This is a genomic window from Prevotella sp. P5-126 (assembly GCF_002251185.1).
GTDB lineage: Bacteria > Bacteroidota > Bacteroidia > Bacteroidales > Bacteroidaceae > Prevotella.
Genome location: NZ_NPIZ01000067.1, coordinates 1 through 14,938, shown reverse-complemented (window position 1 = coordinate 14,938; position 14,938 = coordinate 1). Strand labels below are relative to the sequence as shown.

Here is a 14,938-nt window from a genome sequence, read left to right as displayed (position 1 = left end):
TGTTTATATATTATACTGCTGTAATATCTGTTCCTTTGTCTGCTCGATGGCATTGTGATATATCTCCATCTGCTTAGGATAGTGTTCCTCCAACCATGCGTCCTTGTCCACTTGGCAGTGGATGAACTGCACGGCCATACGTTCCTCAATCTCCACGGAGGGTTCCCCCTCTTCCTTACCATTGAACCATGCCTTTGTCCACCATCTCACGCCAGCCCGGTCGGGATAGACGCTCACTATCCTCGGAATGTCGAAGCTCTGGATATCCACGTCCAAGTCGGCAAGAGGGTCGATGATGCCGTCATGCGTCAGGGCTTGCTCTTGGAGTTTTTTTTTAACACCTCGTCCATCGTGGAGAGATATACCTGATGTCGCATGGCAAGATAGTTGAGAAAGTCGGCAATGAGCAGGTTCTGCACCTTAGTCGCCAAAGGCATACAGCGGTTGCCGATGCCCAAGGGATTAGCCATGCTCGGCATGGTCTCGTAGAAATAATGCTTGCTCGCTCCCAACGAGAAGATGTTTCTCAACGACTGCTCCGTATGTTCGGGCAGAGAGTATGCTCCTTGTTGAAGGTCCTCGAAGTAGGAGGGAAGGAAGCGGAGCATCAATGCCTCTATCTCCTGACGGTCGGTGTCGTAGGGTGAAGGGATGTTCATGTCCAGTTCATTGATGCCCATTTGGGAATTGTGCTCCAATGCCTTGATATTGCCGTAGAGCATGGTGAGGAACTCCAACGGATTGATTTCCTCTCCGTCAAACCTCACCTCCATGTGCAGCAGGTCGCCACTGATGGCGATGGTCTGACCGGCCTTGACGCTTTGGGAGAAGTTGGCGAAGACATTGGAGAGATGCCTGTAAGTCACTTCGTATTTGCCGTAGCGGATGGTCTGGTAGATGCCATGCTCCGCGTCCGACCCAATGGCAGAGACGGTTCCCGTTGCCACCGCCGACAGCAGGTAATGGTTCACTGAGAAGTCTATGCCGTGATGGAAGAATGTTTCTCCCGTCACGGGATTTTTCTGCTCTCCGTAACCCAAGGACATCTGCACGTCCTGCTTTATAGGCTCCTCAAACGGCATACAGTAGCCGCTCGATGAGCGCAGTATCATTTCTTCTGTATATCTCATATCACTGTATATTGGTTATCGTTTCATCCCTCTGCTTTGGGTCTCTGCTTCTTTCATGTTCTGCCCATGTGAAGACGTACCGCCTCTGTTAGGCAGAGTTTGCGCCACCTTAGAATTGTTCCCGATGATCATCGCTCCAAGCAGGGCACCCGCAATCTTGCTCATCCAACCAAAGCGTCCGAATACCATGAAGGCGGCAGCCACCAGTCCGACGATGCTCATACCCGACACGTTGCCCTTGCCGATATTGCCAAAGAGATTGCCTATCATGTCGCATCCTACGCCTCCGAACATATTCCTAAAGAAATCACTGATGCCGCTGAACTGGGTGTCCATCTTTCCGGCTACAGTGTTCACCGCATCAACGGCTTCACCAGCCTTGCCCGTCAGACGTTGCACATCGTTGGCGGTTTGTGCCACCGCTTCCGTGGCATTCTCGCCGATGACAGCATCACCTACGATGCGTGCCACGCTCTTGTCTGTGGTCAGCTTCTCCCATGTCACATAGCCTGCGGCACTACCCACTGCGGCCGTCTGCATAGCCTTGCCGGCTCCCATAAGGGTGCGTTGCGGGTGGAGTGCCGCACTGCCTAAGGTCTTTCCAGTTACTCCGATGACATGGCCAGTACCTCGTGCCGCCTTGCCACCATATTTCAATAATGAACTCCAAAATCCCATATCTTATCGTTTTTTAATCACGGTTTGACTTCGTCTTCTTCTGTCACGACTCGGCATAGCTCGAACAAGTTCGGCTCTGCTCTCGCTGCTCCATCAGTTTACGTTCTTGCCCACCTGCTTCCACCGCCTCTTGGCAGCCGCTGCTATCTCGGCTTTGTTCGCTTTGGTGGGTCTTGCCCCTTCGTCTATCTCCATCCAAACATCGCCCATGGTGGTGTATTTCACCGCCCTCGTCAGTCGCTTCAACTGCTTGTTCATCTTCTTCAGTTTGGGTCGGATGCCGAAGACTATCTCCACACGCTCCTTCTCGGTCATCTTGTTGCCCGACAGGCATACCGTGCGTATGTCATTAACTATCTCGATGCTGTTCATAATCAGCTCGCGGTATATCTTGTTGCGCTTGGCTGACAGGGCTACGGCAAGTCCGTTGGCAGGATGGGCATCCAACTGCGCCACCAATCCACCCATATTGTCCACCAACTGACCTATCTCGTGATAGAAACCATATATCTGTGCGGCATAGCTGACGATGGAACGGAAGGAGTCCAGATAGTTGTTGAACTCCCGCTGCAGGTCGGTAGTGGCTTCCACTTCCTCCTTGGTCCAGATATGGCCGGTGGATTGTAGCAGCATCACTTTCTCCTGATTCTTCAGTTCTTTCTCCGCCTTGTTGGTGTACATCAGAATCATCCCCGCAAGAGTCGGGTCGTTCTGCGCCCGCACTCCTGCAAAAGATGATATAAACATAAAAATGGCAATTGATATGAAATACTTCATGACTGATTCCTTTATCGTTAATCACTGATGGTCATACGTCCTGCTCTGCGCCATCTGCTAAGGGCTTGGGTGGCTATCTCTCCATTGCTTCGGTCTATCATCCCTGCCGTCACGCCGTTCCACACATCGGTCATGGTGTAATATCGTATAGACAGATAAAGACGATGCAGCTTCTTGCTGAAGGCACTCAGCTTGTCGTTCAGTGCCCACAGCGTCTTGCTCCTTTCCGCACCAGTCAGCATGTTCTCTTTGCCTCCTTTGGCGACTGCATCTTTCAGCAGTGTGAAGACGGACACCAATTCCGTGGCGGTCTCCATATACAGGTTGTTCATCGAGAGGGTGGCAACGATGCCTTGCGGATTATTGTTGATGGCCTTGCGCATCTTACACAAGGTGATGAATATCTTCACTCCATCGTCGTACAGATAGGTACAGGCTTTGAGGGAAGAGGCATAACCACTGGCGGTTTTCAGATAACTGTTGTACTTCTTCTCCCATTCGTGTATCTTGGTGAACTCTGCGGCGATGGTATTCTGCAACAGGGCAGTCTTGGTCTGACCTTTGATTTCCTTCTCTATCTCACCGTTGATGGCTTCGTTGCCCTCTGCTAATGCCATCCATTCCAAAGGGTTGGCAGTCACAATCTGTGCATGGGCTGACGGCACGCTCAGTACCAATGCCACGACAATGAACCAAATCTTATCTATTCGTAATCTCATATACGCCCTTTCTTCGTTTGTTCGTTTCTACTCTTGTTCGTATCACACTCACCACGTCATAGCTGTTGCTGATGCCGGTCATTTCCAGTTTCGGTGTCGTTCTATCCATCGACAACACGGTCACGCTTTTCAGTCCGCATAACTGTTGTATCAATGTCTGATGCTCGGCAAAGTCCACCACTCGGTACAACTCCATGTAGTTCACGCTCCGCTGAAACACTCCGTGCTCACAGATGAGTTGCTCGCTCCCGATATGGTAGCGGATACTCCTCAGATAGATGAATCGGTAGAGTAAACAGAGGGAGAACAGGAGGCTGAAGACAAGCAACAGGGTACTATATGCACAACCGGGCAATCCTCCGATTAGGAGCATTGCCACGCACAACAGCAACAGAGGCAGTTCGTTGATGAAAAACTGTCCGATACTGGGGCACAAGGTGATGATGCTATTATCTTCTTGTCTCATACGCTTCTATGATATGTGTTCTTTTCTTCTTTTTCCCTTTGTTTCTCTGCCTTGCCGGCTGCGATAAACTCGGCATAGTCGAAGGTATCTGGTTCGCCCTTGGCAATCAGTTCTGCTGATTTCTTGTTGAGCAGCGCATCGTTCCAGTCCTTGTAGCAACCCAATGGATGATAGGCTTGCACATGCTCGTGACGGAAGCCCATCTCTGCTGCCACCTTCCTGAAGTTTGCAACAAACTGCCGCCCTGCATCGTCCTTGTCAAAACCCAAATAGTGCCGTGCGTTGGGAGTAACGGACAGAAGTCCTCGCATCTGTCCCTCGGTGGGTGTGCCGCCCGTAGATACATACACCATCTTTACAGGATTTATCTGATACTCTGCCATGGCATCGTAGGCACTCTCAAACCATACAATTTCGCTTGCTTTATCCAACGGCTCGCCCGTGAGGTTGGCAATCCACAGTCCTTCACTGCTGTTGCTTCCTTCTGCCTTGCCCTTGTAACCGCCGCTACCGTCCATCTTCGGTCGTCCTCGTTCCTCAAAGCCCACAGTCTTGTCGGGTGTCTTGGGCAGTACAAGCGGAAAGGCAAGGTTGGCAAAGGTAAGTCCATCCGTCCGATGCTTAGTAGCCAGACAGAAATGCCGATGAAAAGCATACTGCGTATAGAGGTCGATGCCTCGGAACTTAAAATAGGGATAAAACCTTTTCTGCGTTTCCCTGTCCTGCGGATTGAACTTGTGGATGTCGTAGTCATTCAGGTTGAATGGCTTTCCGTCCTTTCTTGGTTCTGTAATCTTCGATGGTCTGTCCTCTATGGGTTGGTTGAGCAGTCGGTTGCAGACGAGGTTGACGAGTCGGTCAGGAGACATTCCCACCTTGTTCTCTGAAAACATTTCTGGATGCTCCTTGATGAACGAAATGACATTATACACCTTCTGCTGCGGTGGTTGGAAGCAACATTTCCCATTCTGCGTGACAATGAACTTATCACCACGCACCCGTCTGCCCTCACTGTCAGTACGCACATACGACGGATAACGCAAGCCATCTCTCTTGTTCAGATGATACCCTGCGTCCACCAGTACTTCCTGTATGCTCAACCTGTCCAGAAAGTCATCGTATGTCAGTTCACTACTCATTATAAATTATAAATTGTAAATTATACATTGTTAATATCCTCTCCTTATCTCCGTGGCAACATGATTTGCTTCTGCCTCAAAGTACCTTGCCGCAATCTCCTGTGGCGAATCCACTCCCGGTTTGAAGTAAGGACGTGGACCGCCATGATGCTCTGCATAGAACTCCGGGGCTGGATGGTGATGATGGTGGCTTATGTCATGCGCCACCTCTGCTGTAACGACTGCTCCTGCCGTCAGAGCCGCCAATATCTTCGTGCCCAGTCCGGCGTTGGTTTCGGGGCGTGTCTTCATATCCACTTCACTGAAAACCTTGGAGAAGAGTTTCATGCGATGGTAGTCATCCACCGCCAAGAACTTGTCGTAGTCCTTCTGCTTGATTTCGTGCGTGATGGCTTCTCCATTGATAATGGCGGTCATGCGATACTTATCTTCGCCTTTCTTATCTCCCTCCATCGGAGGCACTTTCTCCACCATGATGTCACCGACTTTCACTTCACGCCCATGCGCTCCCTCACGATACCAACCCTTGTTCTCATTAATCAAGGCAAGGTCTTCACCTCTCACCATGGCATCGCCTTGCAACACGTCACGTCTGACAGTCTCGTCCTCTTCCAACGGAAGCAACCGTTCCTCGTCTTGTTGCTGACGCTGCTGCAACTCCTGTTCAAGTTCGGGATGCAGATGCAGGTCGATGCGCTCCTTGCTATTCAGTGTGTCCATCAGGATTTTGTCAGCAAAGTCGTCCTTGATGATGCCATTCAGCAGTTCCAAGCGTTGAACGACGGGCACTTCCTTGATGGAGTTGGAGGTGAGTTTCTTCAGTTCCTCATCTGTCAGGTCATACACCATGTCGGCATTGACGCTGTTCGACTGAATGGTCAGCGTCTTCGCATTCTCATCAATGATGATGCCATGCGATGCCAGACACTCCTGCCACTTCTCATTGGTGAAATAGACAGGCGAGGTAATCAGTTCCTTATAAGGCTTGGCTGGCTCCGTGCTTCTCGTGCGGCTGATGGAAGGCATTATGATTCCCTCCAAATCTTTCAGCACATCCTGTTGCTGAGGGCTATAACTCTGTTGCTGTCCCTTATAATAGAACCCATAACCGCCGCTCTGCAATTCGCCAGGCTTCATTCTGCCGTCCCAACGTTCAGGCACAATCGGGGCTTCGGGGAAGAACAATCGTCCTCCAACTCTGCGAAGATGGAATCCCTCCTGACTGCGTGGTGTCCAACCTAAAAAGGGTGGTGGCATATCGATGCGCCCCATCCGTCCATACTCGCCGATACCAACACGATAGCCGTGCAGCCCCATAGCTACACGACCGTTGGCATTGCGTGCATGAATGAAGTTCTTGGGCATATAGAAGTCGTTGCCCACAATGCCCGTAAAGGTATTGTAGGCTAACTTGTTGGCATGATTCGTACCCCAGTCGGTCAGAGCCAACATCTGCTTCTCGGTGATGTTATAGGTAAGCAGCGGACTGTCATGCCCTTGCACCACAAGCTGATAGCCGCTGCCATTACTCACCACATGAGCCTGCATACCATTGCGCATGAGCAAGTCACGCATCTCTGGTTGCAGGTCCATCTGTTGGGGATTCGTATTCTTTCTTATCGCCATACTTATTCTTCACTCTTCATTCTTCACTCTTCATTTATCATGCTTCACCGTTCTCTATTGCCTTCTCCAGTTCCTCATCTTTGTGATGGACAAACTGCTCCGCACTCTCTTCACAAATGCAGAGTCCGTTGTTCAGACAATAGCTCTCATATTCTTCCTGCCATTCAGCAGAATGATGGTTGACATACTCCAACCAACCGTACTCGCCGCTCTGTATCTTCTCGACGAGCACATCCTCTGGATAATATTTATTTGATGCCATATACTTATTATATTATGTGTAGATTATTTGTGCATGGAAAAAGAGGCGCGGTTGCGCTCTCCATTCTTCTTCTGCTCATTCCAAAGTTCTTCCGTGTATTCCTCTTCAGGCACATAGTCAAGATTACCGTCATCGCCCATTACCCAACAGCCATAGCACCCGAAGGTGTATTTGTCCCACTCTCGCTTGGTGTTCTCCTTCCACTTCTGACTGTCGCCTTGATTAATCCTTATGCCGGTCTTATCGTTCAGGTCAATACCCACCGTCACCTGTTCGTCCTCCATGATGAGCGTGAGCGGCTCACCCTTCTGCATCACGGTCAGTTCTGCCGAACTCAGTTTCAGTTCATCCTTCAGCACCTCCAAGTTGCGCCCGATGACAGGCGTAGGTACCGACATCACCTGATTGGTCTCCGTGTCAATCTGCACGAAAGCCTTGCTGCTCCTGCCATCAGCATCCTTAACATCGGCAAGGATAGCCTTTCCAGCCAGCAAGTCCTCCTGCTGTTCCTGAGTAAAAGCCTCCAATGGTGATTTCTCCAACTGCGGATAGAAGACCACATCCACCTTGCCGTCCTCCATACGGACCAACGCAAATCGGGTGCGGCTCTTCAATGTCTCGCCCTCATCATTATTCACCTGAATGGGCAGCAACGGTGAACGTCGTCCCTGACCAATATCTTCCAACGCCCACATGGGCAGGTCTTCAATCTTCTCTTGTGTGAGACCAAAACGAGCCAGTGTCTGATAAGGCACCTCGCTCTCTTCAAATCGTACTTGCTTCATACTTTAACTTTGAATTTGAAATTAAACTCATGCAAAGTTATATACCTATTCAGAGACAAGCAGAATTGCATAAGATAATGCGTGTTATTTTTGACGATTATTATTATTTGAGTTTGATTTCTGCTCAAAAATCAAACTCGATTGCTATATTATGTTACAATCTTCTTGTCTTCCCTTTGTTCTTTATGCCAGTCAAAGAATTGCTTGTTACTTTTGCACCATGAAACGATTTCTACTCATCACAATAGCAGCAATATTCTGTTCATCAGCAACAGTATGCGCTCAGTTCAATACCGTCACACAGACTAAGGTACACCGCAAGGCTGTGCCAAAAACGACGCAGTCCGCAACATCCGAACAACTGCCTCCGTGCTCGCCGCATCAGCGGCGAGACTCTCTTGCCTTTGCCCCATTACAAACCCAAACGGAGCAGACCGACCGCCACACGGCACTTGTCAGTCCACTCCGTCATATCTCTGTCACCAGCCCTTTCGGCTACCGCAGAGACCCATTTACAAAAAGAAAAGCCCTACACAACGGGCTTGATTTGAAGGCAAATTACGAACCCACATACGCCATGATGCACGGCGAGGTCATCAAGGTAGGCAAGGACAAACGTTCAGGCCTCTATGTCACCCTCCGTCACGGCGACTTCACCGTCAGCTATTGCCACCTCTCCCAAACTCTCGTCACCAAAGGCACCCACGTCCGTCCCGGCATCATCATCGCGCTGACAGGCAACAGTGGTCGCAGTACTGGTCCCCACCTGCACCTCACACTCAAAGACACAAAAAAAGGACGAGCCATCGACCCGTCCATTCTTCTCAATCTTATCAAGCATCCACTCTAATAGAACGCCTTGTCTTTTGTCGTTCACATCACCCCTTCCGCATTGCAATAATGTCTTAAATATCTAATCCTCAACAATTTCTATTCTTGAAAAACAAGTGTTTTATTCACGAATATAATATGATTTCGTGAAAGATGTCATAAGATGATACTAATATCTATGCTATTTGTCAATAAAGAACCCGTTTCTATGCAGATATTCTGAAACGGTTAGTGTTCCAATCCCTATCTGCTCACACAACAAAGGAAGTTTCTTGAACAACTTACCGTCATTCTGCTGCCTTGTTTCCTCCGTCATTACTTGCATCTCTTCCAGATGGATAGCGTCCGAGTGTCGTACATTCAGTGCATAAATGATAATCTTAGCATCACCTGTTTTAAGGTATTCTTCCTTTTGCTCTATGTATTCTTCTTCAGTCAGTTCCTGCTTCTTCAGTCTTACACAGAAATTGTTGTCTATCATGTTGCTGAATCTCTCTGGGGCACATGGAAATAGATCCTTTGTCGGAATGACCAATTTCTTGTCTTTGAGGAAAGGCATCTTTTCAACTGCAATTCCTTTGGAGGTGCGTTTTGATTCATCCAGAATCACATCAAGTAGCATCAAATCCTTGCGGGAGAACGCCTCTTCCAGGAATGAGTACAACTGTCCGTCCTTATCCAAGGGAAGATAATTCTTGGCAATCATCACCAATGAGCATGTATCAACAACTATCGCCATAACTCCCTCTCAAAATTTGCTGGTTTGACATTGAGTCTCGAACAGAAAGTGGTCTCGTTGACCACTCCATTGAAATAGGCATATTGCATGGTTTTCAAGAATAGCGGAGAAATGATGGGTTTTGGTGTTCGCCCGCCTCTCTTCTCAGAGTTTTTCAACTTTTCCTGTTCCTCTCTTCTTCTGTATTCCTCTGCCAATTCACTCTTGACATTGCTGTAGCTCGAATAGCTGATTTTCCTGTCGATATACATCCTTGTATATAAGGCAAGACGGCTAATGTGCGTCCGTGCACTGATAGCCTTGAAGAGGTCAATGCAGTAGTCGTTACGGGAATCTACACATGCTATGTTAGCAAGTGTTTCTGCTTCTTGTCCCATAATGAACTGATATGCAAAATCATTGCACCATCTTTCGACATCACTGTATGAAGTCTGTGCCGAGATGTCCATCATGTCCACCGACTCCACTTCTTCAATCCCCAATAGACAATGCCCCAATTCATGCGCCAGAGTGAATATTTCTCGCTTGTAATGCTTATGATGCTTAAGCACTATCACATTGGGCTTAAGGTAAAAACCGTCAATGTTGGTTTTCTCTTTCTTGTTCCATGTCTCTATGTATTCAAAGACAAAAATGCCATGATCGGCGATTTTTTCTATCATCTTCACAAGAAACTGCCTATGATTGACAGTTTCCCCGGGATAAAAAAAATCTCTTGCACGTACGGCTACTGTCTTAGGGTCATCTTGTAGGGTGTAGTGTTCTATGTCAAACTTCACATCCAGTTGCGACAGTTTGTTGTATGCATCCAAAGCGTTTTTCAGACTCTCGAATCGGTTTACAGTACGGATCGACTCCAAGTTCAGCTCTGTTCCGAATGAGGTCTTGCGGAAGAAGATACTGCTGCTTGCATTGGTTGACAACTTAGAATAGTCTTGAAAGAAACTGACTTCTTTGTCGAATATCTCACCTATACGCTTCAACACCCCCAAATCAATAGAATCTCCACTGATGTCTGCGGCTCCTGTTATCCGTTTCCTGCCTTTGTTCAGAAGAGACAACAAGTCATCCACCGACATCTTGTATAATGCCAGCAGGTATTCTAAACGTTTCTTGTTAATCTCTACTTTCATATCAGCCTCGATTGAACTATTGTTGTTTTGATGCAAATGCTTAGGCACAATTTTGCGTTGCAAAATTACACATTTTCACTTAAATGGGCGAATTTTCATGCTGAATATCACTGGAATTTATGTTTATTTTGCTAAATCGCTACATTTCGCCACCAAAAAGACACAAAAATAGGACGAATCATCGACCCGTCCTTTTGTTTTTAGCCTTTTTCGTTCTAACCACAGCCTGCAATGTTATTCATCAACTGGTTCATCACTCGCATGTCTCATTTCGTAAACTGTCCATAAGGCTAACACACATTCAATGGCTATCACGGTAATGGCCGCAGTCATGCCCCACCAGTGGGCAATAAGCATAAAGATGCCAGCCTCAATGCACAACGCAAAGAGGATGGTAACAATAAGTGATAATATTCTATTCATTCTACGGTAACTGATTTAGCAAGGTTTCTTGGCTGGTCAACATTCCTATCCTTGTTGATGGCGATGTAATAGGCCAGCAACTGCAATGGGACGGAAACAACGAGAGGTGTAAGGCATTCGGGTACGTCGGGCACTTCAAGGCAATGGTCGGCGATGTCCTTCATTGCGTCATTGCCCTTGGTAATGATGGCGACAACCGTACCGCCACGCGCCTTCACCTGCCTTACATTACTGATTATCTTGTCATACAGCGAGTCCGTTGGAGCAATGACCACCGTGGGCATCTCGCTATCTACAAGTGCAATCGGTCCATGCTTCATTTCAGCAGCAGGATAACCCTCCGCATGGATATAGGATATTTCTTTCAGCTTCAACGCACCTTCAAGGGCGGTGGGGTAGTTGTACCCACGACCGAGATAAAGGAAGTTGCGGGCATAGGTGTATATCTTCGACAAGTTCTTGATTTTGTCAGCAAGTCCCAACACATCTTTTATATACCTTAATTCCGCAACACTATTATAAATATAACTTTTTAAGTACCTGAGCAACAAAAAGTTGCTCAGGATTTTGTCATGTCAGATTTTTCACCTATCTTAGTGTTGCAAATCAAAATATGTATCAAACCCGACAGACATGGCAAAGAAAGCAATAAAATCTGAGAAACTCACTCCTTTTGGAGGAATATTTGCAATGATGGAGCAATTTGACTCCACATTGTCATATGTAATTGACACAACCCTCGGTCTAAGATGCAGGCTGTATGGTTATCAATACAGCGAAATCATCCGTTCTCTCATGAGCATCTACTTCTGTGGCGGCTCATGTATTGAGGATGTCACAACTCATTTGATGCCCCATCTCTCGCTTCATCCGACACTTCGTACCTGCAGCTCTGACACTATCCTCAGAGCGATAAAGGAACTGACGCAGGAGAACATTTCATACACGTCAGATACGGGTAAGAACTACGATTTCAATACGGCTGACACCCTCAATACCTTACTGCTCAATTGTATGTGTGCAGCTGGTCAGCTGAAAGAGGGTGAGATGTATGATGTTGATTTCGACCACCAGTTCATAGAAACAGAGAAATATGATGCAAAGCATACATACAAGAAGTTCCTTGGTTATCGACCAGGTGTGGCGGTTATTGGAGATTTGATTGTCGGCATTGAGAACAGCGACGGCAACACAAACGTCCGTTTCCATCAGAAGGACACGCTGAAGAGATTCTTCGAAAGGTTTGAACAGAACAATCTTGTTATCAATCGTTTCAGAGCTGATTGCGGCTCGTGCTCTGAAGAGATCGTGGAAGAGGTTGCCACCCACTGCAAGACCTTCTATATCCGTGCCAACCGCTGTAGTTCGCTCTACAATGACCTCTTCGCTCTCAGAGGCTGGAAGAGGGGAGAAATCAACGGCATTGAGTTTGAGCTGAATTCCATTCTTGTAGAGAAGTGGAAAGGCAAGACATACCGGCTTGTGATTCAAAGGCGGAAACGGATGGACGGTGAGCTTGACCTCTGGGAAGGAGAATACACATACCGCTGCATCCTGACCAACGACTACGAGCCTTCCGTAAGAGAGATTGTCGAGTTCTATAACCTCCGCGGAGGAAAGGAGCGCATCTTCGATGACATGAACAATGGTTTCGGATGGTCCAGATTGCCCAAATCCTTCATGGCAGAGAACACAGTGTTCCTTCTTCTTACAGCACTTATCCGTAACTTCTACAAGGTCATTATCCAAAGACTTGACGTAAAGAGGTTCGGACCCAATAAAACAAGTCGCATAAAAGCGTTTGTCTTCAGATTTGTCTCTGTACCAGCCAAATGGATCAGAACATCAAGGTGGTATGTGCTGAATATCTATACCTGTAATAATGCTTACGCAGATGTATTCCAGACTGATTTTGGATGACGACTACAACTTATGGGTATGATACTGCGTATTGTCTCAAGTCGCATTGTGGGGTAAGGGGGTATTGTAGGCAGAAGTGGGTATTTCAGCCTCAATTTATCTAATAATTCAGTAATGAGAGAACGTGTACACGTAAATAGGACGATGAAGGACTTAGTTGCGGATTTGAGGCTTATGAAAAGCGTATTGCTTTCTCAATACATGCCGTTCCTCTTCGCTCAGCGACAGGAAATAGGCTTTCCATCCCGGACAGAAATTGATGTGCCATCGCCAAAAACGACCCAACAATGACTTGGGTGAACGGTCGTATCGCCGCCTCAGTGGGCACTGCTGACAGTTATGTTTCTTTTCCAATACTTTATCTATTTATCTTTCGTAAAACTCTCGTGGCAAAAATAAGGATTATTTTCAGTGATCAAGCACACAGTTCATTAAAAAAGAGAGGATTTGCTAAGATTCAGAATAACGACGAGCCATCGACCCCAACGGGAGTCGAACTTCAAGTAACCGCACATGATACAATGTGCGGGTCGAAGTGCCTTCCCAATCCACGACCCCAACGGAGGTCGAACCTTTCTACAGATTATATGGTTCGACCCCGTTGGGGTCGGATGTATAGGAGTCATCTGGCCATCCGCAAGTCTTTGACATTGCGGTTAACGGGGGTGAGACCCTTTTCAGGGTCTGTTTGTTTGCACACCTTCATTCTACATAAACGGCTAAATTCAAATATTAAAAGCGTTTACATATTGCAACGTATTTATCTGTTATGCTCCTATTAAATTGTTCTATATCCTTATACTTTTCAACTAAATCCTTTATCACAGGCGCATTTAAATCGACGTTTAGGGTATATTGAACAAAAGCACGTAGCATCTCATAATTATAATTTACTCAAGTTTCGGATTTAGGTTGAGAGGATAGATTTGGGCATAAAAAAGGCTTTGAGGATTTCCGTATGTCACGGAAATTTAGTAATTTAGAGGTGCCCAAACAACTAATTACAATCACTCAAAGCCATGAGCAAAATTACAAAAATTCCATCGGAGATCCGCAACTTTTTCACGGGAAAACGAATCAATCCCGCATTTTCCAAGTTTATGACCCTCCTTGAGGGGATGAGGATTTCAGACAAAGATCTCGGAGGGAAAAAACGTGAGAACTGTCAGCTTACCAACCTTCAACTTTTCCAGATCATATTGATTCTGCCGTTTATGGCCGTCCCGGGTTTTTCTCATTATGCCGGATCGTCAATCTCGAAACTGTTCGGGGGTAAGAAGGACCTACTCTATTCGTTTATGGCCAAGGACAATATAGACTAGCAACATCATCTGGCACATCGCCTGTCATCTCATCAAGGCCGTGACCATAAGGAAAGACTATCAAAAGAGCCATCTTCCGGCAGTGCTTATTGTGGATGATTCCGACCTGCCGAAGACCGGATTGAGGATGGAGTGTATTGGCAAGATATTCTCGCACGTGTTTCAGCGGTGCATTCTCGGCTACAAGCTGCTGGCCCTGTGCTGGAGCGACGGCCGCTCTCAATTTGTCGTGGACTTCTCGATTCACGGCGAGAGAGGGAAGGTCGATGGCAAGGAACAAGGTCTTACGGCCCGGCAGCGCGAGAGGCGCTACAACCGCAAGCGTGACAGAGACTGCCAGACCGAAAAACGCAAGGAAGAGTATTTCGTATCCAAGCTTGAGCGCCTGAAGAGCATGGTGAAGAGACCATTGGAGGATTGTTCGCCGATATATATGAAGGCGTACACGAGCTCACCGTCGTGGAAAAGATCTGGTCAATCATTATTGATGTAATAGCAATCGTGGCTGAGATTTTTACCATTGACGAGAACGAATTGATGGAGCAAATTATACGGGATAACCGCAGGTTCAAGGCCATGCAACTGATCGCTCAGACTGCATAAAACCTAAATCCGAAACTTGAGTAAAATACATAACTGTAATAATCTACTACTAATCTAAAATAAAGCGATTATAAGCTATCCTTTTCCCTGTGTTTGTTTTAAAGTTTTCACCTATACACTTTTTTATCTTTTCCTGTTCTTTTTCTTTATCCATAACCATTAAATTTTCAAGCAAATCAGCTTCCCATTGTATTTGAAAATCAAGTCCATTAATTTTAGATGGAGTATGGTGGTTGCCTATTATAAAGCATATTCTATCAATATTTTTGTTAAAGCCTACCTTTTTTAATATTTCTTTCGCTACTTCTGGTCCTTCCTTTTCTTGATAGACACCATCAATAGAACCGTATCTTTTTTGTGCTTCAACCGCACCAATATCATGTAG

General features: G+C 46.8%; 19 protein-coding genes and 1 pseudogene. 4 read left to right on the top strand and 16 right to left on the bottom strand.

Translation table 11 applies throughout. From position 1 onward, the window contains the following. Positions 1-3 precede the first annotated feature (3 nt). The 10 genes from CIK90_RS07255 to CIK90_RS07210 all read right to left on the bottom strand — a co-directional run bounded on the left by CIK90_RS07255 (position 4) and on the right by CIK90_RS07210 (position 7,582). Positions 4-276 carry a hypothetical protein gene (locus tag CIK90_RS07255; RefSeq protein WP_007897422.1) on the bottom strand — a complete coding sequence of 91 codons (273 nt, stop codon included), beginning with the start codon at positions 274-276 and terminating at the stop codon, positions 4-6. A 32-nt stretch (positions 277-308) separates the two neighbouring features. After that, positions 309-1,130 carry a M23 family metallopeptidase gene (locus tag CIK90_RS07250; protein WP_005816253.1) on the bottom strand — a complete coding sequence of 274 codons (822 nt, stop codon included), beginning with the start codon at positions 1,128-1,130 and terminating at the stop codon, positions 309-311. A gap of 15 nt (positions 1,131-1,145) precedes the next feature. After that, the gene (locus CIK90_RS07245) at positions 1,146-1,808 is read right to left on the bottom strand and encodes a hypothetical protein (protein WP_005816251.1); all 663 of its coding nucleotides are present in this window, start codon (positions 1,806-1,808) and stop codon (positions 1,146-1,148) included. A 93-nt stretch (positions 1,809-1,901) separates the two neighbouring features. After that, a complete protein-coding gene (locus CIK90_RS07240; protein ID WP_005816248.1) occupies positions 1,902-2,585 on the bottom strand; it encodes a hypothetical protein in 684 nt (227 codons plus the stop codon). 17 nt (positions 2,586-2,602) lie between these two features. After that, positions 2,603-3,304: a hypothetical protein gene (locus CIK90_RS07235; protein ID WP_005816246.1), complete on the bottom strand. Its 702-nt coding sequence runs from the start codon at positions 3,302-3,304 to the stop codon at positions 2,603-2,605. Further along, entirely contained in the window at positions 3,285-3,770 is a 486-nt protein-coding gene (locus CIK90_RS07230) for a PH domain-containing protein (RefSeq protein ID WP_005816244.1), read from the bottom strand. The genes CIK90_RS07235 and CIK90_RS07230 overlap by 20 nt, the downstream gene beginning before the upstream one ends. Further along, positions 3,767-4,909: a toprim domain-containing protein gene (locus tag CIK90_RS07225; protein WP_005816242.1), complete on the bottom strand. Its 1,143-nt coding sequence runs from the start codon at positions 4,907-4,909 to the stop codon at positions 3,767-3,769. The genes CIK90_RS07230 and CIK90_RS07225 overlap by 4 nt, the downstream gene beginning before the upstream one ends. Before the next feature lie 30 nt (positions 4,910-4,939). After that, positions 4,940-6,535 (bottom strand): hypothetical protein, encoded by a 1,596-nt coding sequence (locus tag CIK90_RS07220; RefSeq protein ID WP_094464733.1) that lies wholly within the window; start codon positions 6,533-6,535, stop codon positions 4,940-4,942. 37 nt (positions 6,536-6,572) lie between these two features. Further along, a complete protein-coding gene (locus tag CIK90_RS07215) occupies positions 6,573-6,797 on the bottom strand; it encodes a hypothetical protein (protein ID WP_005816237.1) in 225 nt (74 codons plus the stop codon). Positions 6,798-6,820: 23 nt separating this feature from the next. Continuing rightward, on the bottom strand, positions 6,821-7,582 hold the full coding sequence (locus tag CIK90_RS07210; RefSeq protein WP_005816235.1) for a DUF4099 domain-containing protein: 762 nt from the start codon (positions 7,580-7,582) through the stop codon (positions 6,821-6,823). A gap of 220 nt (positions 7,583-7,802) precedes the next feature. Here CIK90_RS07210 and CIK90_RS07200 point away from each other — a divergent pair, with 220 nt between their 5' ends. Beyond that, a complete protein-coding gene (locus tag CIK90_RS07200; protein WP_007837448.1) occupies positions 7,803-8,432 on the top strand; it encodes a M23 family metallopeptidase in 630 nt (209 codons plus the stop codon). A gap of 162 nt (positions 8,433-8,594) precedes the next feature. Here CIK90_RS07200 and CIK90_RS07195 read toward each other — a convergent pair whose 3' ends face one another. The 4 genes and pseudogenes from CIK90_RS07195 to CIK90_RS07180 form a co-directional block, all read right to left on the bottom strand. After that, positions 8,595-9,152 carry a DUF4411 family protein gene (locus tag CIK90_RS07195; RefSeq protein ID WP_005816230.1) on the bottom strand — a complete coding sequence of 186 codons (558 nt, stop codon included), beginning with the start codon at positions 9,150-9,152 and terminating at the stop codon, positions 8,595-8,597. Beyond that, complete coding sequence (locus tag CIK90_RS07190) at positions 9,143-10,285, bottom strand: ImmA/IrrE family metallo-endopeptidase (protein ID WP_007897423.1); 1,143 nt, start codon at positions 10,283-10,285, stop codon at positions 9,143-9,145. The genes CIK90_RS07195 and CIK90_RS07190 overlap by 10 nt, the downstream gene beginning before the upstream one ends. Before the next feature lie 234 nt (positions 10,286-10,519). After that, the gene (locus CIK90_RS07185) at positions 10,520-10,708 is read right to left on the bottom strand and encodes a hypothetical protein (RefSeq protein WP_005816226.1); all 189 of its coding nucleotides are present in this window, start codon (positions 10,706-10,708) and stop codon (positions 10,520-10,522) included. Continuing rightward, positions 10,705-11,202 (bottom strand): annotated as a pseudogene (locus CIK90_RS07180) (SIS domain-containing protein); the annotation flags it as partial. The pseudogene CIK90_RS07180 and the gene CIK90_RS07185, both read right to left, overlap by 4 nt. Positions 11,203-11,341: 139 nt before the next feature. Between CIK90_RS07180 and CIK90_RS07175 the strand changes: the two are divergent. Next, positions 11,342-12,628: an IS1380-like element ISBaov1 family transposase gene (locus CIK90_RS07175; protein WP_007664617.1), complete on the top strand. Its 1,287-nt coding sequence runs from the start codon at positions 11,342-11,344 to the stop codon at positions 12,626-12,628. Between the two features lie 153 nt (positions 12,629-12,781). On the opposite strand, the gene CIK90_RS07170 is transcribed toward CIK90_RS07175, so the two are convergent. After that, positions 12,782-12,982, bottom strand: coding sequence for a hypothetical protein (locus CIK90_RS07170; RefSeq protein WP_007837439.1), 201 nt, complete (start codon positions 12,980-12,982; stop codon positions 12,782-12,784). Positions 12,983-13,647: 665 nt separating this feature from the next. Between CIK90_RS07170 and CIK90_RS07160 the strand changes: the two genes are divergently transcribed. Both CIK90_RS07160 and CIK90_RS14325 read left to right on the top strand, forming a co-directional pair. Then, positions 13,648-13,950, top strand: a complete 303-nt coding sequence (locus tag CIK90_RS07160; protein WP_007664625.1) for a hypothetical protein — start codon at positions 13,648-13,650, stop codon at positions 13,948-13,950. 40 nt (positions 13,951-13,990) lie between these two features. Further along, a complete protein-coding gene (locus CIK90_RS14325; RefSeq protein ID WP_007664626.1) occupies positions 13,991-14,443 on the top strand; it encodes a hypothetical protein in 453 nt (150 codons plus the stop codon). A gap of 159 nt (positions 14,444-14,602) precedes the next feature. On the opposite strand, the gene CIK90_RS07145 is transcribed toward CIK90_RS14325, so the two are convergent. Continuing rightward, a partial coding sequence (locus tag CIK90_RS07145) for a phosphohydrolase (protein WP_094464731.1) occupies positions 14,603-14,938 on the bottom strand: 336 nt, incomplete at its 5' end.